Origin of the sequence: Streptomyces sp. B93, assembly GCF_018070565.1 — a bacterium.
GTDB lineage: Bacteria > Actinomycetota > Actinomycetes > Streptomycetales > Streptomycetaceae > Streptomyces.
The window spans coordinates 194865-213965 of record NZ_JAGPXL010000008.1; the positions used below are offsets into that span (position 1 = coordinate 194865).

19 protein-coding genes, 1 tRNA gene and 1 pseudogene are annotated in these 19101 nt (G+C 67.1%); 7 read left to right on the plus strand and 14 right to left on the minus strand.

Features of this window, described 5'->3' with window-relative positions:
- Positions 1-28: 28 nt before the first annotated feature.
- Entirely contained in the window at positions 29-994 is a 966-nt protein-coding gene (locus KBY47_RS10830) for a YafY family protein (RefSeq protein WP_210920866.1), read from the plus strand.
- A 50-nt stretch (positions 995-1044) separates the two neighbouring features.
- On the opposite strand, the gene KBY47_RS10835 is transcribed toward KBY47_RS10830, so the two are convergent.
- The 3 genes from KBY47_RS10835 to KBY47_RS10845 all read right to left on the minus strand — a co-directional run bounded on the left by KBY47_RS10835 (position 1045) and on the right by KBY47_RS10845 (position 4460).
- Positions 1045-1737 carry a TetR/AcrR family transcriptional regulator gene (locus KBY47_RS10835; protein ID WP_210920867.1) on the minus strand — a complete coding sequence of 231 codons (693 nt, stop codon included), beginning with the start codon at positions 1735-1737 and terminating at the stop codon, positions 1045-1047.
- Between the two features lie 501 nt (positions 1738-2238).
- A complete protein-coding gene (locus KBY47_RS10840) occupies positions 2239-3237 on the minus strand; it encodes an RNA polymerase sigma factor RpoD/SigA (RefSeq protein ID WP_210920805.1) in 999 nt (332 codons plus the stop codon).
- Positions 3238-3668: 431 nt separating this feature from the next.
- On the minus strand, positions 3669-4460 hold the full coding sequence (locus KBY47_RS10845; protein ID WP_210920806.1) for a dioxygenase: 792 nt from the start codon (positions 4458-4460) through the stop codon (positions 3669-3671).
- A gap of 116 nt (positions 4461-4576) precedes the next feature.
- Here KBY47_RS10845 and KBY47_RS10850 point away from each other — a divergent pair, with 116 nt between their 5' ends.
- Complete coding sequence (locus KBY47_RS10850; RefSeq protein ID WP_210920807.1) at positions 4577-5065, plus strand: MarR family winged helix-turn-helix transcriptional regulator; 489 nt, start codon at positions 4577-4579, stop codon at positions 5063-5065.
- A gap of 117 nt (positions 5066-5182) precedes the next feature.
- Here the strand turns inward: KBY47_RS10850 and KBY47_RS10855 are convergent, their stop codons facing one another.
- Positions 5183-6727: an MFS transporter gene (locus KBY47_RS10855; protein WP_210920808.1), complete on the minus strand. Its 1545-nt coding sequence runs from the start codon at positions 6725-6727 to the stop codon at positions 5183-5185.
- A gap of 152 nt (positions 6728-6879) precedes the next feature.
- Positions 6880-7539 (minus strand): TetR/AcrR family transcriptional regulator, encoded by a 660-nt coding sequence (locus KBY47_RS10860; RefSeq protein ID WP_308405119.1) that lies wholly within the window; start codon positions 7537-7539, stop codon positions 6880-6882.
- A 328-nt stretch (positions 7540-7867) separates the two neighbouring features.
- Between KBY47_RS10860 and KBY47_RS10865 the strand changes: the two genes are divergently transcribed.
- The 4 genes from KBY47_RS10865 (at position 7868) to KBY47_RS10880 (ending at position 11628) form a co-directional block, all read left to right on the plus strand.
- Positions 7868-9160, plus strand: coding sequence for a M6 family metalloprotease domain-containing protein (locus KBY47_RS10865; protein ID WP_210920810.1), 1293 nt, complete (start codon positions 7868-7870; stop codon positions 9158-9160).
- A 194-nt stretch (positions 9161-9354) separates the two neighbouring features.
- Complete coding sequence (locus KBY47_RS10870) at positions 9355-11070, plus strand: IclR family transcriptional regulator C-terminal domain-containing protein (RefSeq protein ID WP_210920811.1); 1716 nt, start codon at positions 9355-9357, stop codon at positions 11068-11070.
- A gap of 58 nt (positions 11071-11128) precedes the next feature.
- Positions 11129-11204, plus strand: a tRNA-Arg gene (locus KBY47_RS10875).
- Positions 11205-11430: 226 nt separating this feature from the next.
- Positions 11431-11628, plus strand: coding sequence for a hypothetical protein (locus tag KBY47_RS10880; protein WP_210920812.1), 198 nt, complete (start codon positions 11431-11433; stop codon positions 11626-11628).
- Positions 11629-11898: 270 nt separating this feature from the next.
- Here the strand turns inward: KBY47_RS10880 and KBY47_RS37345 are convergent.
- The 8 genes and pseudogenes from KBY47_RS37345 to KBY47_RS10925 form a co-directional block, all read right to left on the minus strand.
- Positions 11899-12969 (minus strand): annotated as a pseudogene (locus KBY47_RS37345) (recombinase family protein); the annotation flags it as partial.
- 62 nt (positions 12970-13031) lie between these two features.
- Positions 13032-13895, minus strand: a complete 864-nt coding sequence (locus KBY47_RS10895; protein ID WP_210920813.1) for a replication-relaxation family protein — start codon at positions 13893-13895, stop codon at positions 13032-13034.
- 249 nt (positions 13896-14144) lie between these two features.
- The gene (locus tag KBY47_RS10900) at positions 14145-16319 is read right to left on the minus strand and encodes a type IV secretory system conjugative DNA transfer family protein (protein WP_247694493.1); all 2175 of its coding nucleotides are present in this window, start codon (positions 16317-16319) and stop codon (positions 14145-14147) included.
- Complete coding sequence (locus KBY47_RS10905; RefSeq protein ID WP_210920814.1) at positions 16300-16503, minus strand: hypothetical protein; 204 nt, start codon at positions 16501-16503, stop codon at positions 16300-16302. Before KBY47_RS10905 ends, KBY47_RS10900 begins: the two co-directional genes overlap by 20 nt.
- 14 nt (positions 16504-16517) lie before the next feature.
- Positions 16518-17171, minus strand: coding sequence for an MT-A70 family methyltransferase (locus KBY47_RS10910; RefSeq protein WP_210920815.1), 654 nt, complete (start codon positions 17169-17171; stop codon positions 16518-16520).
- A gap of 386 nt (positions 17172-17557) precedes the next feature.
- On the minus strand, positions 17558-17782 hold the full coding sequence (locus tag KBY47_RS10915; protein ID WP_210920816.1) for a hypothetical protein: 225 nt from the start codon (positions 17780-17782) through the stop codon (positions 17558-17560).
- Positions 17779-17934, minus strand: coding sequence for a hypothetical protein (locus tag KBY47_RS10920; RefSeq protein ID WP_210920817.1), 156 nt, complete (start codon positions 17932-17934; stop codon positions 17779-17781). The genes KBY47_RS10915 and KBY47_RS10920 overlap by 4 nt, the downstream gene beginning before the upstream one ends.
- Positions 17931-18122 (minus strand): hypothetical protein, encoded by a 192-nt coding sequence (locus KBY47_RS10925; RefSeq protein WP_210920818.1) that lies wholly within the window; start codon positions 18120-18122, stop codon positions 17931-17933. Before KBY47_RS10925 ends, KBY47_RS10920 begins: the two co-directional genes overlap by 4 nt.
- On the opposite strand from KBY47_RS10925, the gene KBY47_RS10930 reads away from it, so the two are divergent.
- Positions 18109-18414: a hypothetical protein gene (locus KBY47_RS10930; RefSeq protein WP_210920819.1), complete on the plus strand. Its 306-nt coding sequence runs from the start codon at positions 18109-18111 to the stop codon at positions 18412-18414. The genes KBY47_RS10925 and KBY47_RS10930 overlap by 14 nt on opposite strands.
- Before the next feature lie 237 nt (positions 18415-18651).
- Here KBY47_RS10930 and KBY47_RS10935 read toward each other — a convergent pair whose 3' ends face one another.
- Complete coding sequence (locus KBY47_RS10935) at positions 18652-19011, minus strand: hypothetical protein (protein WP_210920820.1); 360 nt, start codon at positions 19009-19011, stop codon at positions 18652-18654.
- Positions 19012-19101 lie beyond the last annotated feature (90 nt).

A 19101-nucleotide genomic window follows, 5' to 3' on the forward strand; every position in this document is an offset into this window, starting at 1 on the left:
GTCCTACTCATCGGGCATCCTCGTCACCATGACGACGGACACCCCGGCCCGGCTCCTCCAACTGCTCTCCCTCCTCCAGACGCCCCGCGAATGGCCCGGCGGCGAGCTGGCGGAACGCCTCGGTGTCTCCCGGCGCACGGTCCGGCGGGACATCGACCGGCTCCGCGAACTCGGCTATCCCGTGCAGGCCACCATGGGCGCCGACGGCGGCTACCGGCTCGTCGCGGGCAAGGCGCTGCCACCGCTCGTCCTCGACGACGAGGAGGCGGTGGCCATCGCGGTCGGCCTGCGCGCCGGCGCCGGGCACGCCGTCGAGGGCGTCGACGAGGCCTCCGTACGCGCGCTCGCCAAGCTGGAGCAGGTGCTGCCCTCCCGGCTGCGCCACCGCGTCACCACCCTTCAGGCCGCGACCACCCCGCTGACCAGCGGAGACGGCCCCAGTATCGCCCCGGAAACACTGACCGTGATGGCCTCCACGGTGGCCGGGCACGAGCGGCTGCGGTTCGCCTACCGCGCCAAGGACGGCACCGAGACCCGACGCCTCACCGAGCCGTACCGGCTGGTGTCGACGGGTCGGCGCTGGTACCTCGTCGCCTACGACCTCGACCGCGACGACTGGCGCACCTTCCGCGTCGACCGCGTGACCAGCCCCTTCGCCACCGGCGCCCGCTTCGCCCCCCGTGAGCTGCCGACCGGCGACGCCGCCGAGTACCTCCGGCGCTCCATACGGCACCACCGGGAGACGTACGACTTCACCGTCACATTCGCCGCGCCCGCCGAGGACGTCGCCGCCCGGGTACCGGCCTGGCTGGGCGCCCCCGAACCCCTCGGACCCGACCGCTGCCGACTGCGCGCCACGACCGGCGATCCGGTGGAGTGGCTGGCGGTCCGGCTGGCCATGCTGGGCTGGGACTTCACCGTCCACGAGCCGGAGGAACTCGCGGCCTGCGTACGGGAACTGGGCGGACGGCTGAGCCGGGCCGGGGGTGGGTGAGCACCCGGGACCCGGATGCGCGGGTCCGAGGTGGACCTCCGCGCGCGCCGCTACGTGCCCTGCCCGGGCCAGGGGAACCGCCGCAGCGCCCCCAGGTTCCGCAGCACCGACTCCACCGGCCCCTCGGGACCGTCGAGCGGCGCGTCGCCGTTCGCCCAGGACTCCACCGCCACGCGTACGGCGGCACTGGCGACGGCGGCGGCGAAGCGCACGTCGGGACGGACGGGGGCGCCAGCACTGGCAACGTTGTCCGATACGTCCTCCGGCGCGCGGCCCACCGCCTCGTCCACCGCCTCGTCCACCGCATCGCCCAATGCCCCACCCGGCACCTCGCCCCGCGCCGCCGCCGTACGCCCCAGCAGCACCTCCGCCAGCGCCGCCTCCGTCTCCTGGCACACCTCCGCCCAGACCTTGCGCAGTGCCGGGCTGGTGCGGGCGAGGCGGATCAGGGTGCGCGCCCACTCCCAGGAGGCGGCCGAGACGCCCGCGCCGGGGGTGAGGGTGTGCCGTACGGCGTGTTCGAGGGCCGCGGGGACGGACAGTTCGGCGGGGGCGGTGCGTACCGCGTCGGCCCAGCGCTCGGCGCCCGCCGCGTAGAGCGGGGCGACCGCCTCCTCCTTGGTGGCGAAGTAGCGGTAGAAGGTGCGGGGGGCGATCCCGGCGGCCTGGGCGATGTCCTCGGCACGGGTGGCGCGCAGGCCGTGGGCGACGAAGAGCCGGGCGGCCGCGCGGGCGATCTCCATCCGGGTGGCGGCCTTGCGCCGCTCGGTCAGGGACGGGGACGCGGAAGAGGGCGGGGTGGTGCTGCTCACGTCGGCAGGCTATGCCCATGTGGCACAATCTGCCATCCGGAGCGGGCCACCCCGGTGTTCAGGTACGGGGTGGCCCGCTCCCAGGTAAGCAGGAAGCCGCAGGCACAAAAGGGCCGGGCTCCGACGCCCGGGGGAAGGCGCCGAAGCCCGGCGGGGAAAGTCCCGGCGCTGGGGGGGTGTGCGACGGGACTTGGCTTCTGGTCGGGCACGACAGGGGTGAACGTGCCCGAACTGCTGTGCCCGGAAGTCTTGTTCCCGGGCGCAGGCCGATTAAGCGGCGTTACACGGCCATGTTTGCGCGGGCTTTCGCCACCCGGCGTACGCGGCCACCGCCGGTTGTACGCCACCGGCGGTCACGCAACCGTACGCGCCCCTGGAGCAGACGTCACGTCACGCCACTCCCGTACCGCCGTCGGCGACGGGGCGCACTCCTCACGCCGCCGCGTCGAAGCCGGTCTGACGGGCCAGCTTCTTCAGCTCCAGCAGGGCGTGCTTCTCGATCTGGCGGATGCGCTCGCGGGTCAGGCCGTGCTCCTTGCCGACCTCGGTCAGCGTGCGCTCGCGGCCGTCCTCGATGCCGTAGCGCATCTTGATGATCGAGGCCGTGCGCTGGTCGAGGCGGCCGATCAGGTCGTCCAGCTCCTCGCTGCGCAGCAGCGTCAGCACCGACTGCTCCGGGGACACCGCGGAGGTGTCCTCCAGCAGGTCACCGAACTGCGTCTCGCCCTCGTCGTCCACCGACATGTTCAGCGAGACCGGGTCGCGGGCCCAGTCGAGCACATCGGTGACGCGCTCGGGCGTGGAGCCCAGCTCGGCCGCGATCTCCGCGGGCTCCGGCTCACGGCCGTGCTCACGGTTGAACTCGCGCTGCACGCGCCGGATGCGGCCCAGCTCCTCCACCAGGTGGACGGGGAGGCGGATGGTGCGCGACTGGTCGGCTATCGAGCGGGTGATGGCCTGGCGGATCCACCACGTCGCGTACGTGGAGAACTTGAAGCCCTTGCGGTAGTCGAACTTCTCGACGGCGCGCACCAGGCCCGCGTTGCCCTCCTGGATCAGGTCCAGCAGGGGCAGGCCACTGCGCGGGTAGCGGCGGGCGACGGCGACGACCAGGCGGAGGTTGGAGCGGATGAAGACGTCCTTGGCGCGCTCTCCCTCGGCGACCAGGGCTTCCAGCTCCTCGCGGCTGGCGTCGGTCTTCGACTCCTCGTAGCCGTCGAGGACCTGCTGGGCGAACACACCCGCCTCGATCGTCTGGGACAGCTCGACTTCCTTGGCGGCGTCGAGCAGCGGTGTCCGAGCGATCTCGTCGAGGTACATGCCGACCAGATCGCGGTCGGCGATCTCGCCGCCATGGCCGCGAACACTGCTTGCCGCGTCGCGGGTCTCGCCGTTGGCGGACGTACGACGGGCGACGGCACGGGTTGCCATGCGTGCTCCCTTGCGATGGTGAGGTCAGCGGGTGGTCCTGTGGACACTGGGGGCTCTCGGCACTCTCGCCACTCTTGGCACTCTCGCCGGGTGCCCGGCATCCGATGGAAACAACGACTGGAATCAGGACAGAATTCCCAACCCACCCCTCAATTTTTCTGATCATGCAGTACCCTGTCGGGCCGCGCGGGGTCGTAGGGGTTCCCGGAGGATCTCCGTGAGGGCTGTATGCCCAGGTCAGAGGGGCTGTCGAGCGACCTCCGAGCCGCTTCCGCCCGGTTCCGCCCGGTCCCCCGTCCGCCCCCGCCTGAGACCGCCCTCACCCGTCCGGCGCCCTCCACCCCCGCACCGGCGCCCTTCACCGGTATAGACGACCCGCGCCGCCCGAAGGTTGCCGGAGCCGCCCGTTGCCCTTCGGCCCGTCCGCCCGGTCAGCCGAACTGCACGGACCGCTTGGCCAGTCCCATCCAGAACCCGTCGATCACCGACTTCTGTTCCCCCAGCTCCCCGGCGGCGTCCGCGGCGCCCATGGTCACGAACAGCGGGGCGAAGTGCTCGGTGCGCGGGTGGGCGAGGCGCCCGGCGGGCGAGGTATGCCCGAAGTCGAGCAGGGCGTCGACGTCCCGAGCGTCCAGCGCCCGGCGCCCCCAGTCGTCGAACTCCGCCGACCAGCTCGGCACTCCCCCGCCGGTGTGCCGCAGCGCGGCGAGGTTGTGGGTGAAGAAGCCGGAGCCGACGATCAGCACGCCCTCGTCGCGCAGCGGTGCCAGCCTGCGGCCGATGTCCATCAGCCGTACGGGGTCCAGGGTCGGCATGGAGATCTGGAGGACGGGGATGTCGGCCTCCGGGAACATCTCGGCGAGCGGGACGTAGGCGCCGTGGTCGAGGCCGCGGTCGGGGATGTCCTGCACGGGCGTGCCCGGCCCGCGCAGCAGCTTCCGTACGGACTCGGCCAGCTCGGGGGCGCCGGGCGCGGGGTAGCGGACCTGGTAGTAGTGCTCGGGGAAGCCCCAGAAGTCGTAGACGAGCGGGACCGTCTCGGTGGCGCCGAGGGCGAGCGGGGCCTCTTCCCAGTGGGCCGAGACCATCAGGATCGCCCTGGGCCGCGGCAGGTCGGCGGACCAGGCGGCGAGCTGTCCGGGCCAGACGGGGTCGTCGGCGAGGGGCGGGGCGCCGTGGCTGAGGTAGAGGGCGGGCATGCGCTCCTGGCTACGGGCGGACATGACGGGGGCTCCTTGGATGCTGGACGCTAAATGCTTTAAATCTCAAACACTCACGACACCGCCACGATACGACCCGCTTGTTTAACTTTCAAGAAGCTCACTCGTACAGTGGACCCATGAACGAACCCGTGTGGCTCACCGCCGAGGAACAACGCGTCTGGCGCGCCTACCTGCACGCCACCACCCTCCTCGAGGACCACCTCGACCGTCAGCTCCAGCGGGACGCGGGCATGCCGCACGTCTACTACGGCCTCCTGGTGATGCTCGCCGAGGCCCCGGGCCGCCGACTGCGCATGACGGAACTGGCCATGCAGGCGAAGATCACCCGCTCCCGGCTCTCCCACGCGGTCTCCCGCCTGGAGAAGAACGGCTGGGTACGCCGCGAGGACTGCCCGGCGGACAAGCGGGGCCAGTTCGCCGTACTGACGGACGAGGGGTACGAGGTGCTGCGGCGGACCGCGCCGGGCCATGTGACCGCCGTACGCGAGGCCCTCTTCGAACGGCTCACCCCGGAACAGCAGAAGTCCCTCGGCGAGATCATGGAGATCGTCGCCGAGGGACTTCAGCCCACCGAAGCGGGAGCGGACCTGCCCTGGCTGCGCTGAGCCGCCTTCCGCTGGCGGCCGTGCGCGGTCCGGGGCAGGTCCGCCGGGGACCGTACGACGGGGCGTCCCCTTCCCCGTCGTACGGGTGGTGCTGGCGTACCCGAAGGGGTGGCGTGACTAGTGGGCGACGACGGGCACGGCGACCTCGTCCTCGGCACCGGCGCCGGATCCGGCGGCCGCGCCCATGTTGGGCTTGCCCGCGTTGACGAGGGTCATCGCGATCGCCGCGGCGACGACCAGGATGCCGACGGCGAACCAGATGGCGCTGGTGTAACCCTCCACCTGCGCCTGGAGCTGCACCAGCTGCGCCTGGGCACGGGAACCGGCCGAGCCGATGTGGTCCTGCACGTACGCGGTCGTCGCGGACGCGGCGATCGTGTTCAGCAGGGCCGTGCCGATCGCGCCGCCGACCTGCTGCGAGGTGTTCACCATCGCGGAGGCGACACCGGAGTCCCGGGGCTCGACGCCCTGGGTGGCCAGGGACATGGCGGGCATGAACGCCGTACCCATACCGAGGCCGAGCAGCACCATCGCGGGCAGCAGCAGGGCGGCGTACGAGGAGTCGATCTCCATCCGGGTCAGCAGCAGCATGCCGACGGCGGCGACCAGGAAGCCCGGTCCCATCAGCAGCCGCGCCGGGACCCGGGTCATCAGCCGGGTGCCGATCTGGGTGGAGCCGATGATCATGCCCACGATCATCGGGAGGAAGGCGAAGCCGGTCTTGACCGGCGAGTAGCCCTTCACGATCTGGAGGTAGTACGTCAGGAACAGGAACAGGCCGAACATCGCGATGATCGCCAGGCCCAGCGAGAGGTAGATCCCACCGCGGTTGCGCTCGGTGATCACGCGCAGCGGCAGCAGCGGGGCCTTCACCTTGGACTCGACCAGCACGAACGCGCCCAGCAGCAGCACCGACGCGACGAACATGGTGACGGTCACGCCGTCGCTCCAGCCGTCGGACTCGGCGCGCGTGAAGCCGTAGACCAGCGCGACCAGACCGAGGGTGGACAGGACCACGCCCGGGATGTCGAGCGGCGAGCGGTTGCGGCCGCCCTTCGGCTCACGGATGACCAGCCAGGCACCGATCGCCGCGACCACGGCGAACGGGATGTTGACGAAGAACGTCCAGCGCCAGTCCAGGTACTCGGTCAGGAAGCCGCCGAGGATCAGGCCGACGGCGCCACCGCCACCGGCGATCGCACCGTAGATGCCGAACGCCTTGGCGCGCTCCTTGGCGTCCGTGAACATCACGGCGAGCAGCGACAGCGCGGCGGGCGCGAGCAGCGCGCCGAACGCACCCTGGAGGGCACGGGCGCCGAACATCATCGCCTCGTTGGTGGCGGCACCGCCGAGCGCGGACGCGGCGGCGAAGCCCGCCAGACCGATGACGAACGCGCGCTTACGGCCCCACAGGTCGGCGATCCGGCCACCGAACAGCAGCAGACCACCGAAGGCGAGGGCGTACGCCGTGACGACCCACTGGCGGTTGCCGTCGGATATGCCGAGGTCCTGCTGGGCGGAGGGCAGGGCGATGTTCACGATGGTCGCGTCGAGGACGACCATCAGCTGGGCGAGCGCGATGAAGACGAGCGCCTTCCAGCGACCCGGATCAGGAACCGGGGCGGCTGAAGCACCGGAGGCGCTTCGGACTGTTTCAGACATGGGGGTACCCACTTCGGGACTTCGTGACGGAAATTTCGGTACTTGTACGGGACGTTAGAACTGCTGTGTCTGTGTGCGAGGTGTCTGTCTGCGAGGCGTCTCTGTGCGAGGTGCCTCTGTATGAGGTGGGGGACTGCCGGACGGGCGAGAACTCATCGCCCGCAGCCGGGGTCCCTCAGGTCCTGCAAGGTCACGGGCGTCCCCGGCAGGTCGTTTGAGCGGGAGTGGGCCCGCAGACCGTCCAGGAACAGCTGTAGGTGGCGGTGGACGTAGCGGTCGATGCTGAGGCACCCGAGCCCCGCCGGAGGCCGGCTGAGCTGGCCGATGACGATCATCAGATCGCCGACCGCCACATCGGTGCGCAGTTGACCGGCCGCCTTGGCGCGTTCCATGACGTCCGCGACGAGCCGCTCGACCCGTAGCCGGGCCGCCTCCAGATCGGGGTGGTGCTGGTCGAAGGTGGTGGAGATCATCGGACAGAGCGCGCTGATCCGTTCGTCGGCGGCGGCGTGCACGAAGCGCTCCAGCGCCATGAAGGCGTCGTCGTTCTCGGCGAGCGCCTGCTCGGCCGCCCGTGCCGTACGCTCCATCACCGAGCAGACGACCTCGCGGACGAGGGCATCACGGTCGGGGAAGTTGCGGTACACGGTGGCGTTGCCCACCCCGGCCCGGCGGGCGATGTCGTCGAGCGGCACGTCAGCGCCGTGTTCGACGAACAGCTCGCGGGCGGCGGCGACGATCCGCTCCCGGTTGCGCAGAGCGTCGGCGCGGGGCCGGGTCGTCCTGCGTCGCTCGGGAGGCGCGGTCTGCACGGTGTGCTCCTTAAGTGGCCGAGGTGCCGGGACGGTCCGGGGGCTCCCCGTTGTGCGGAAGGCTCCCCGTTCCGGGAAGGGCCCCCTGTTCAAGAGAGGGACTCCCCGTTCCGGGGAAGGAATCCCCGTTTGACCCGGACGCATGGTTAAACGGGGATCGGGTCCCCGCTTATTTCCCCCCGCCCGAATCAATTCCCGTGACCTGAGTCACATCCCCCGCCGGTCCCACGATCGGTCTCCTCCAGCGCGCGCCCGCGCCCGCCTCGGCACATGGTGATCAAGAGGGTGCAGCCGGAGACGGTGGCTGCCTGGAGCGAAAGGTCCATGCATGCAGCCGCTGCCGAGGAGCCGTCGGATACGCGCGCGGCGCGGGGCCGCCCTCACGGCCGTGACGGTCCTGACCCTCGCGGTCAGCACCTCGGCTGGCACCGGCCATCTGCTGCCGGACAGCACCACCGCGTCCGGCGCCCGCGCCATGTCCGCCGCCCGCTCCTCCGCCCTGGGCCCCTGCATGATCAACGGCGGCCTCGAGGTCCAGATGTCGGAGGGCCTGCCCACCCCCACCGGCTACACCCGCTCCACCGGCACCGTACGCGCCCTCACCCTGATGATCGACTTCCCCGACGCCCGCGGAAAGGGCAGCGCCCAGGCCCGCTACCGCGAGTTCTTCCCCCAGACCCGCACCTGGTTCCGCACCAGCTCCTACGGCCGCCTCGACTACCGCCCCGAGGTCCCCATCCGCGGCTGGCTGCGCATGCCGAAGCCCTTCCGGTCGTACGACATAGAACGCGGCGCCCCCTTCGACCCCGGCTACCGCGCACTCGTCGAGGACATCGTGGCCGCCGCCGACCCCAAGGTCGACTTCCGCCGCTACGACCTCGTGAACGTGCTGGTCACCCCGAACGCGGGCCCCTCCGCCCTCGACACCGTCCTCTCCGTCACCTTCGCGGGCAACACCGAGGCCCCGACCGCGGACGGCGTCCCCGTCGCCAACGCCTCCTTCGTCTACTCCCGCCAGGACGACGGCTCCGGCTCCTACGCCAGGACCGGCTACCGCGTCCTCCCCCACGAGAACGGCCATGTCTTCGGCCTCCCCGACCTCTACACCCAGGAAGGCGGCGGCGCCGTCGGCCACTGGGACATCATGAGCGAGGACTGGGGTGCCAACAACGACCTGCTCGGCTGGCACAAATGGAAACTGGGCTGGCTGGACCCCCACCAGGTGGCCTGCGCGTCCGCCCCCGGCACCACCACGGAACACCTCCTCACCCCGCTCTCCCGCGCGGGCGGCCCGAAACTCGTCTTCATACCCGTCGACGGGAGCACCGGATACGCCGTCGAACTGCGCACCCGCGGCGGCAACGACGAGGCGGTGTGCCGCCCGGGCGTCCTCATCTACAAGGTCGACGCGGAGGTGGACACCGGCCGCGGTCCGGTCACCGTCTACGACTCCCGCCGCGACAGCGGAGGCTGCACCCGCAGCCCCAACGTCCACGCGGAACTCTCCGACGCCACGTTCACCCCGGGCGAGACGTTCAAGGACCCACGGCACGGGGTGCGGGTGGAGGTGGCGGGAGCGGACCTTGAGGGGAACCATGTGGTGCGGGTGACTAGGCGGTAGGGGGAGGGGTGGCCTCCGGGGCGGGGGATGAGGGGGCGGGGCAGGTGAGGCGAGGCGAGGGGCCACTTGGGAGGCGAGGAGCCACTTGGCAGGTGAGGTGACGGGCAGATGCCCCGCCCCCCACATCGGGCATTACGGTGGGCCCTGCCGCCCCCGGCGCCGCCCCGCGCCCCGTACCGGAGACCCGATACCCGATGCCCGCCGCCCACACCACCACGCAGGCCCAGCAGGCCCAGGAGGCCCAGCAGGCCCAGGCCGCCCGGGAAGCCGCCGCACCGACCGCACCGACCGAGGCGGTCACTCCGCTGATCCGGGGAATCGCCGTACTGCAACGCCTCACCGAAGCCGACGGCACACTCACCCCCAGCGAACTGGAACGAGCCACCGGCCTCGCCCGCTCCACGGTCGACCGCGTCACGGCGACCCTGGCCCGCATGGGGTACGTCCGCCAGGACGGCCGCGATGTGACACTCGCCCCCCGCCTGATGGAACTGGGCAACGCCTACCTGGCCGCCCTCCGCCTGCCCACCCTCCTCGGCGCGCACGCCGACGCCCTCGCCGACGAACTCGACGAGTCGGTGTCCCTGGCGGTCGCCGACGGCGACGGCATCCGCTTCATCCACCAGGCCACGCGCCGCCGGGCGATGTCCCTGAGCTTCCGCATCGGCGACCTGCTCCCGGCCGAACGCACGGCCCCGGGCCCGCTGTTCGCCACGGAGTGGACGGAGACGGACTGGCAGACATGGCGCACCCGCCGCACGACGGACCCCACGGACGCGACGTTCCCCACGCTCCCCCCACGCCCGACCCCGATCCCGGACGAGGATTTCGAGACCCGGGTCCGGGACGCGGCACGCGACGCCCACTCCCTGGACGACCAGCTGATCGAACCGGGCCTGGTGGCGCTGGCGGCCCCGGTACGCGACCCGCACACGTCCCGCATCGCCTGCGTGGCGAGCATCGTCAGCCACACCAGCCGCCACTCGGCGACGAACCTGCGCGACACCCTGCTCCCCCGCCTCCGCAGGGCGGTGGCATCCATGGAGGCCGAACTCCGCACGGCCCCACCCCCCGAACCGGGCCCACCCCCCTCAGACCTGGCACTGTGGACAGGCGCGTCAAAGCAACAACTGGGCCGTGAATTCATCGAATCCCTGGCCAGAGGCCTGACCGTCCTCACCGCGTTCGGCGAGGGCCGCGCCGAGCTGACCCTCACGGAGGTCGCCAAGGCCACGGGCCTGGCCCGCGCGACGGCCCGCCGCGCCCTGATCACCTACGAACACCTGGGCCTGGCCACGCAAACCCCCCACCGCACGTTCACTCTCACCCCCCGAGCCCTCTCCCTCGGCTTCCCACCCCTCTCCCGCACCACACTCGCGGACATCGCGTCCCCCCACCTGGCCGCCCTGACCCAGGCCATCCACGAATCGTCGTCCCTAGCCGTCCTCACCCCCGACGCCCGCGAGATCCAGTACACGGCCAGGGTGGCCACGACACGCATCATGAGCGTCAACATCACCCTCGGCACCCGCTTCCCGGCGTACGCCACGTCCATGGGCAGAGTCCTCCTGGCAGACGCCCGCACCCCCCTGGACCTGGGCCCGCTCCCCCCACTGACCCCCCACACGATCACGGACCCCGAGCGCCTGACAGCCACCCTCACCACCATCCGCGCCCAGGGCTACGCCTTGGTCGACGAGGAACTGGAAGAAGGCCTGCGCTCCATCGCCGTCCCCATCCGCGACCGCACGGGCCGAGCCGTCGCCGCGATCAACGTCGCCACCCACGCGGCCCGCCGCACCGTCACCGACTGCGTGACGGACATCCTCCCCCACCTCTCCACCACCGCCTCAGCCATCGAGACCGACCTCCACGTCGCCTCCCACTTCACCCGCCTCCCCCTGACCTGACCCCCACACCCCGCCTCCCATCCGCTAACCTTGTGACGCCGCCCGCACAGGCGGCACCGCCTTCGTAGCTCAGGGGATAGAGCACCGCTCTCCTAAAGCGGGTGTCGCAGGTTCGAATCCTGCCGGGGGCACCAGATTAGACACATTCAAACCTTCGACACCCCGAATGGGGGCCGAAGGCCCATGACCCCCGGTCGCACGTAGTGCACCGGGGGTTTTGCCGTGCGCCGCGCCGCTGGGGCCCTGCTCCAGCGGCGCGGCCAAGGTGGCTAGTCCACTGGCCCGATCAGCCTGCATGGCCCTCCCAGCCTCGCGTACGTCCCCGTTCAGCAGGACGTCGAACGGCTCCGCGTACTCGCCGTGAGCGCTGTCTTCGTCGATCATGAGGTGAGTGAAGAACGCCTGATTGAAGAGCCTGCGCTCCTGGGGCGTTGCAGTCAGGTAGGCAGAGTGACAGTCACTGGCGAGGTCGAGCGCTGCGGACAGCGTGGATTCGATCTTGTCGGTTTCGGCTGCCGCGGCGCTGAGTCGTTCCTCGATGGCAGCAAGCCGGCTTGAGATGCGCTCCTGCTCGCTGGCGATCAGGTCCATGGGCATGGCGCCGCTGTAGATGGCCTCGACGAGCTTCTGACGCTGCGCTGTCAGCTTCTTCTTCTCGGCGAGCATGTGCCGATGCTCGTCTTCGGCTTCCTTGCGCTGTGCGGCCAGTGCATCGCGCAGGCCCTCTTCGAGCTCCTCTCGCAAGGTTGGGCCGAGCGTCACGGTTGCCCAGTGGTCTTCCACGAGCCTCTCGACCTTGCTGATGAGCAGCGCCTTGCGCGTGCAGGTCGTTGTCTTCTGGTGTCTCCCCAGGCACACGAAGTACGGGTAGATGGTGCCGTGTCGGTTCTTGGCGTTGGTGATCACCAGTCGGCTGCCGCAGCTACCGCAGAAGACGCTCGACTTGAGGTAGTGCCTATGCTCGCGCTGCTTCTCGCCGACGAGGTGGGAAGCGAGTACGTCCTGGACCTTCTGCCAGGTGACCGAATCGGTGAGATGTGGATGGTTACCCGGATGAGCAACACCTCGGTAGATCACTTCACCCTTGTAGTACGGGTTGGTCAGGATGCCGTGAAGGACGTTCGGCCGGACCGGGCGAGCGGGCTGCTTCGGCGTCTGCCGAGTGGTCAGCCCACGCAGTTCCAGCTCATCGGCCATTGAGCGTAGGGTCCACTCCCCTGTTGCGTACGCAAGGAACGCCCAGGCGATCAGCTCGGCGCGCTCCGGGTCGATTTCGACGGTGCGCTCCTCACGGCCTTCGGATGTAAGTCGGCCGACGTTGCGGTACCCGAGCGGCGCCCGTCCCGGGGTGCCTCCAGCTTTGGCCTTCTGCGACATGCCCTTGTGCACTTCGGTGGCCAGGTTGCGGGAGTAGAACTCCGCGATCGAGGACATGATGCCGTGCAGAAGCATCCCGGACGGCGTCTCGTCGATGTTCTCGGTTGCCGACACCAGCATCGCCCCGGCCTTCTTGATGGCCATGGTGATTTCGACGTCGTCCATGCGGTTCCTGGCCAACCGGTCGACCTTGTGCACGATGACAAAGTCCACGCGCGTGTTGGCCAAGTACTCCAGCATTCGCTTCAAGTTGGGGCGGTCGGCTGACTTCGCCGACTCCCCAGCATCGATGAAATCCTCGATGATGATCGCACCGAGACTTTCTGCCTTGCGTCGCAGTGCTTCACGCTGGGCCGGGATCGAGAACCCCTCGGCTTGTCCACCTTTCTGGGCCTGCTCTTTGGTTGACACCCGAAGATAAATTACAGCCAGCTTGCTTGCTTCCACGCCCTCCGGGCGCATCATTGACCAGTCCATTCCGCCTGCAATTTCCTTTCTTTCTTGGTTACTTACTACTTCCATTCTACCTCCGTTATTGCTAATTACGTACAGTGACTTTACGATTACTGGCCGGGTGGGGCCGTTTAGGCGCCACCCTTGGCCACGAACCTGGAAAATCTGTCTTTCGTGACCACTCGGAACATGCCCGTAGCGAACGACTCGCGTGTAGCGGACTCCGTTTCCAAAGCCGCTTCAATAGTCCCCTTGCGTCGTTCGTCCGGTACCACGAAGGCCACCACCGGGAAAACCTGGTGCTCACTCTGGTGGGCACCCGTGGCTGCATACTGCTGGTAAGTCATGGCCTTGCGGACAATGACTGGAGTGTGCTCAGTGCCGAGGTCTGTCTCAAGAAACCAGTGGTCCTCAAAGTCTCCGCCGGCGGTAATGGCGAACAAGTCCGGCTTGAGCCACTGCTTAGCCCCATGTGGAGCCAGGAAGGTTCGCCAGCAGTCCGGCTCACTTTCCAGGCTGGTTACCTCAATAGAGCCAGTGTCCGCCAGCTCGTGAAGCTCTACCGCTAGCTCGGCCGTAGCAATAGTGTGGAACGTGAAAGCCGCCGCTGGCTCCAGATAACGACGACGCTTTCCTTCGTTGTTGCCTTGACGAATCAGGCGGTCACCAGCACTAGTCAATTGCCAAATTACACCGGTCGAGCCAGCCCGGACACCGCCAATACGGCGGTGCAGCCTGGCAACCAAGTCATGCGACTCCAACCGCGAGAGCACGCGCATGGTGGCCACCGAGGCAGCCGCTTCGGTGGCATGCCGCTTGGGCTTCGATCCTTCCTCTGCAATGCCCCGCGGTGCGTTCTGACCGCCACTCGGAAAGTGCAGCCGCCGAATCAGGGCGGTGGTCAGCAGCCGGAATTTTCGCAGCGATCCCAGAATGCCAAGGTCACGCTCCGAGAGCGTTGACTTCACACAAGTTATATCCTTCTTCTTTTCCATGTTCTTTCCTCCCTTCCAAAATCTTCGATGAGATCTTGGGCTTGTTTGTATACATGTGGACGAAGTAGCGAGAGGGGCAGCCGGGACGGTGAAGATGACCAAGCGAAGCGGGTCAGTCCCTTCCCGCCTCGCGCCCGAACAGCCGCCTGAGCTGGGCAAACCCCTCAGCTACCTCCGTCGCGAACCTAGTAGCGAAGACAGCACCGGTGACACGGTCTAGACAGCGTTTCCCGTGCGTTGGCCGAGCGATCATTGGGTGTCTCTCCGCCGCCTTCGACCAATCGTGGTCGGCGCCTCTGCTGCGGAGGATTCCTCCGAGCTAGCCGTTTCCGAGTTCTCAGGTTTCGGCTCTGCTGGGCTGCCGTAGTTGGCTCGGCTTACTGCCCGCACGGCCTCAGCGTCTGCCGTAACCGGTGGTGGCGGCAGAGTCTTGACCAACGCCCAACCAGAAGGCGCTCCGTCTGCTACGAGATTGGAATAGGCGTGGAATCTGGGCAAGGTCATGAAGTCTTCGGCTTCCAGCCCTGAGGCCAGTTTCGCCATATCCCGAGCGTCGTCATACTCGCTGGCAAAGACAATCTTGCTACGAGCATTGACGTCGACTGCGGTTCGTAGAGACACCGGGAACTGGTCGCGGAACTGCGCGGCCAAGAACCAGCCTACTGACAGCGAGCGCGAAACCGCCAAGGCGTCGGCCAGCGACATGGGCAGGTGCAGAAAGCGAGGGGCCTCATCGACGTATACCGTGCCCGGTCGCTCACTGGCGTACGGCTCATTGGCTCGTTCCTGAGTGGCTTGCCAAATCTCGGCAATGACCAGGCTGCCGAGCAGTGAAGCCGTCCCCGGCCCAATAAGCCCCTCGTTGAGGGGCACCAACAAGACCTTTTTGTCCCGAAAGACATTACGCAGCCGGAAGTGCCCCTCTCGCTGATCCAACATCTTGACCATGGCCGGTCGTAGCAGGAATTGGCGGAGCTTGTTCATGGGGGCGGCAATAATGTTGGCTTGAGCCGCTGGCGACTGACTCTCGTACCAGGCCCAAAACTGAGCCAAGCCGACATCGCTCTGTATCCAGCCCACATACTCACGTCGGAAGCCAGCGTCAGTCAGCAAGCGCGGCAAATCCACCAAGGTCGCTGGATTCTTCGGGCTGCTACCTCGCGCCAAGGTGCGCAGTGACGCCGAGAAAATGTCGGCCGTCCTCGGTCCCCAGCCATCCGAGAAGACGTTCTCGAAGACCGACAAGATGCCATCGACTACCACGTCGGGATCGCGGCCAGCTACGTCCAACGGGTTGAAGCCAACCGGCGTCTCATCGGCAGCATTGAGCTCGACCACGTCGTTCACCCGGTGCTCTGGCATTCGCGCCAAGATGTCGTCAATGAGCTGCTGCTTGGGATCGAGAACAACCACCGGACGACCCGCCTCGATATCCGCCAAGATGAGGTGGAGCAAGGCTGTCGTCTTGCCTGAGCCGCTCGGCCCATAAGCGATGCCGTGGAAGGTCTGGTCCTTTGGTGATATGCCGAGTAGGCGGTCATCTCCTGGCGCCGCGCTCCGGGCGAACACTCGCGGTCCACGGTGGACGTGAGCCGCCGCGCGCAGCACTCGCGGATGCAGCGGGTTGCCGGGCAAGTCGCCCTCGCCGAGCGGCCAGCCGAGTAGGCCGACCAGCTCAGAGACGCCGAGCGTCAAGGGCCACAACCAGGGCAGACGGACGTCGTTCAGGCGGTCGGCAGCTTCCCGAACGAGGTCAATCTTCACGCCCGCGCCCTGGGCGACGGTCACCGCACTGAGCAGGCTCAGGATTCGGCTTCGGCGCCGGCGCGCTGGTCCGGCTACACCGAGCCGGATGGTGGCCGCGAACCCGGCTTGCCCCTGCCGCTCCTTGAGTCGAGCCCGGGTGTCGGTACTGGCCGGGACTTCGCCCATTACCAGCTTCTGAACCAAGGACGCTCCGGGGTCCGGAACATCCTTGGTCATGGTCCGGGGCTCTCGCCGCGGACCCAAGATGATCTGCACCGCCAGGGCTTCGTCGTCCTTGAGCGGCACCGTCAAGGCGGACAGCAACGCCCGCGAGGTGGCCTCGGCGACGTCGCTACGTAGCGGCATCCCTGCCGGGCGAAGCCGCAAGCGTCCGGCCACCTCGACCCGAGGCCGAGCCGGAGGTCGTCCGTTGTCGGACTGCACGAGCTGAGAACCTGGTAGGAAGTCGGTGAACAGGCGTCGCAATTGGGGTACTTCTGCCGAGCGACAACCCAGCAGGTAGCGGACAGAGCCGCGTTCACTGCGGGCTTCCAACACCAGCCGCGAAGTGGTGCGTTCGGCGGCCAGACGGCCCAGCAGCACCACGACCGATGCCTCGCTGAGCGGTCGGGGCAGGTGTAGCTCCGAGAACAGCAGTTCACTGCTGGGGTTGGCCATGTCGAGCCTTCCCCTCGGATTGGTCGTCGCCCTGGTGGGCTTCGGCGGCTTGTTTCTCGACCTCGGCCTGAGCCAAGGCGATGAGCGCCCGGCCCAGTTTGCGTAGATCAATTTCGCTGTGCTGGATACCCCGCACCACGAACCGGCGCTCGGGCTTGGGACTTCGTTTGCTTCGTTTTGCCATATATCTCCCTTCTGTTACTTCTCTTGATGGTTGTGGCGCCGATCGCTTGGCACCGGGTAGCCGGGAATGACGATGTCCGAGTCGATCTCGTTGCCCCAGACGAACCAATCCCGGTTGCTCGGTGGGCGGCGTCGGGCAAAGAGCTCGCAGAACGGACCCTCTGAGATGCGCTCGATGACGGCGTACTGTTCGTCGGGCTTCCGCGAGTGCTCCTGTACCGGCGCATTGATCCAGGTTGGTTGGCTGCGGAAGCGGATCGACGGCTTCCCGCGGGTGCAGAGCAAGAGGTGCTCCGTGCTGTTCCTGGCGTAGTGGCCCAGTCCGAGCCGGAACTTCACCCACGTGATCGGGACTCTGGGCACGTAGCCCCAGGCTTCGGCGACGTCGTAGGCGTCGCGCAGAACCGTGTTGGTTGTCCAGAGAAACAGGAAGCTGTCCGCTTCGGCGAGGTCGCCCACGGGCATCTCCTTGATGCACTCCAGGCTCATGAGTCGGTAGTGCCTCCCGGCACCTTTGGCGCCCTGCTGGTGCGTCTCCCAAGGGGGATCCGCCAGGATGGTCCGGAACCGGCGTGGTACGTCCGGCGATCGGCCCTCCTCGATTGTCTGATGGTTTGTCACGTTCTTTCTTTCCCTCCTTTCTTCGATGCCCCGATGTACTTTTTGCATCTGGGCACACCTTTAGCTATACAGAAATAGCCTTAAATGAAAAAGATGTTGGTTCGGGCGAAAGATCGCACGAAGGCACAGGCGAAGAAACGCCTGTGCCTCTCTGTTGGCTCCGCGTTTCTGGTACGCGGGTCTGCAACGAACTTTCTTGTTGTGGAATGGTCTACGAGGGACCATGACTCGCCCGGATAGCGAGCCATGGTCCTACCAACGTCGGCCGCGCCGGTGGAGGATGGCTCCACCAATCCCGCTGAGAATGACCAGTGGCACGATGATCGGGATTAGGGGAACGAGGAGCTCGTACAGAATTCGTGCTCCGATAGCCACCGCCAACAGCAGGGCCAGAGCGCGGAGCGCGCTCTGAGCCATACCTTCCCATCCGTTGTTCATGCCGCCCCGGGGCAGTAGTCCTCGTGGGACTGTGGGGTGGCGAACTCGTCAACCCGCCGCAGCTCAGCCAACAGACGGCGCTTGGCCGTCTCCCGGCGCACTCGCTCCTCGTCGTAGGCGGCGATGAAGGCCGCCTGAAACGAGTCAGTCAGGACTCGGATGGTCTTTGACTTGAGCAGCTCCAGCGGTACGGCGACCGCTGTGGTGGGAGTAGTGATCACTTCTCACTTCCTTTCTCTTGGTTGCGTATGGCCTCGGCGATGTGCTTGACACTCTCCGCCGTCTTGATGTGAGGGCGGTTCTTGTGCCATTGCCGAACTCGGCCAATGACGTAGGCGACCGCGATAACCGCCACGATTTCCAGACCGCTCACGCGCTCCTCCACAGCGCCGCTCGGCGCATCCGCCTTTCGGCTTCGCGTACCTCGGCGCTGATCTCTTGCTTGGCTTCGGTCTCGATGAGCTGGATGTAGGTCTGGCGGTCGAGCTCTCGGATGTAGAGCCAGAGCCGATCCAGACCCACACCCAGCAGCACCAGGCACAGCCCGATGAAGGTGGACATCTGTTCAGGCCAGGTCGTTCCCGAAGCGGTGGACCTGCTTCGCGATGGCACCGGCCGCCGTGTTGGCGATGAGGGCCAGGGCCTCGGCGGCATCGGGGCAAGCCTTCTCAAGCTCCATCTGCGTGTTCTTGAGGAAAGCAACCTCCGCGAGAGCGTGCTCGGCTACTGCCGAGATGGCTCGGGTGCGTGCCTGCTCGATGTGGAGAGCTCCGGCTACCTGCCGGAGCTCTCGGTGTACTTGTCGGGAGACCGGCATGCCTGCCGGCCTGCGCATGAGTTCACTCATTGGTGAGTTCCTTCCGATCTTGAGGTGTCAAGCCACTTACGTTCTGGGGTGAACGCCTTGCAGCACCAACACTGAGGCTTGCTTGACTCGGTGAGCGGAAGAAAGTTGGAAACCTTCTGGAAGTCTCTGACCTGCGATTGGAAGAAAACTGGAAGGCCTGGGGAGAGCAGACATGAAGAAGCCCGCTCACCTTAAGTGGTAGAGCGGGCGCGATGTGTCAGACAGGGTTGATCAGTTTGGCTACTAGTTACCGTTCTGGTGTCGGTAGGCAGTCATTTCATAGGCTCTGCGGTCGTAAAACTCCGGATTGCGTGGGTCGTAAATGCCAACCATGCGACGTCGGTAGGGTTCTAAGGGTGGACCTTCGTAGTCGAGCGAAATTCCGCCCTTCATCGCCAAATCAGCTATGACTAAGGCAGTCTCCAAGAAGTACTCATATTTGCCTGCGGTAAGCTCAATACCATTACCTCTCTCGAGCCATAGGCCGAGCAGAGGGTTCAGATACACCTCTTGTTCTTCAACGCCGTCTTCTGCGGTGTCACATGTTGCGACGAAGCGTTCAAAAAGATGGGCATTCTGTTCTAGACTTGTAGGGACATTCATATCACTCCTTTCGGTGATCTACTTCTATAAAACTACATTTTAGTTGAAATTGCAAGTCTGAGTTAAATGTGGTAAAATTCGCCACCCTAA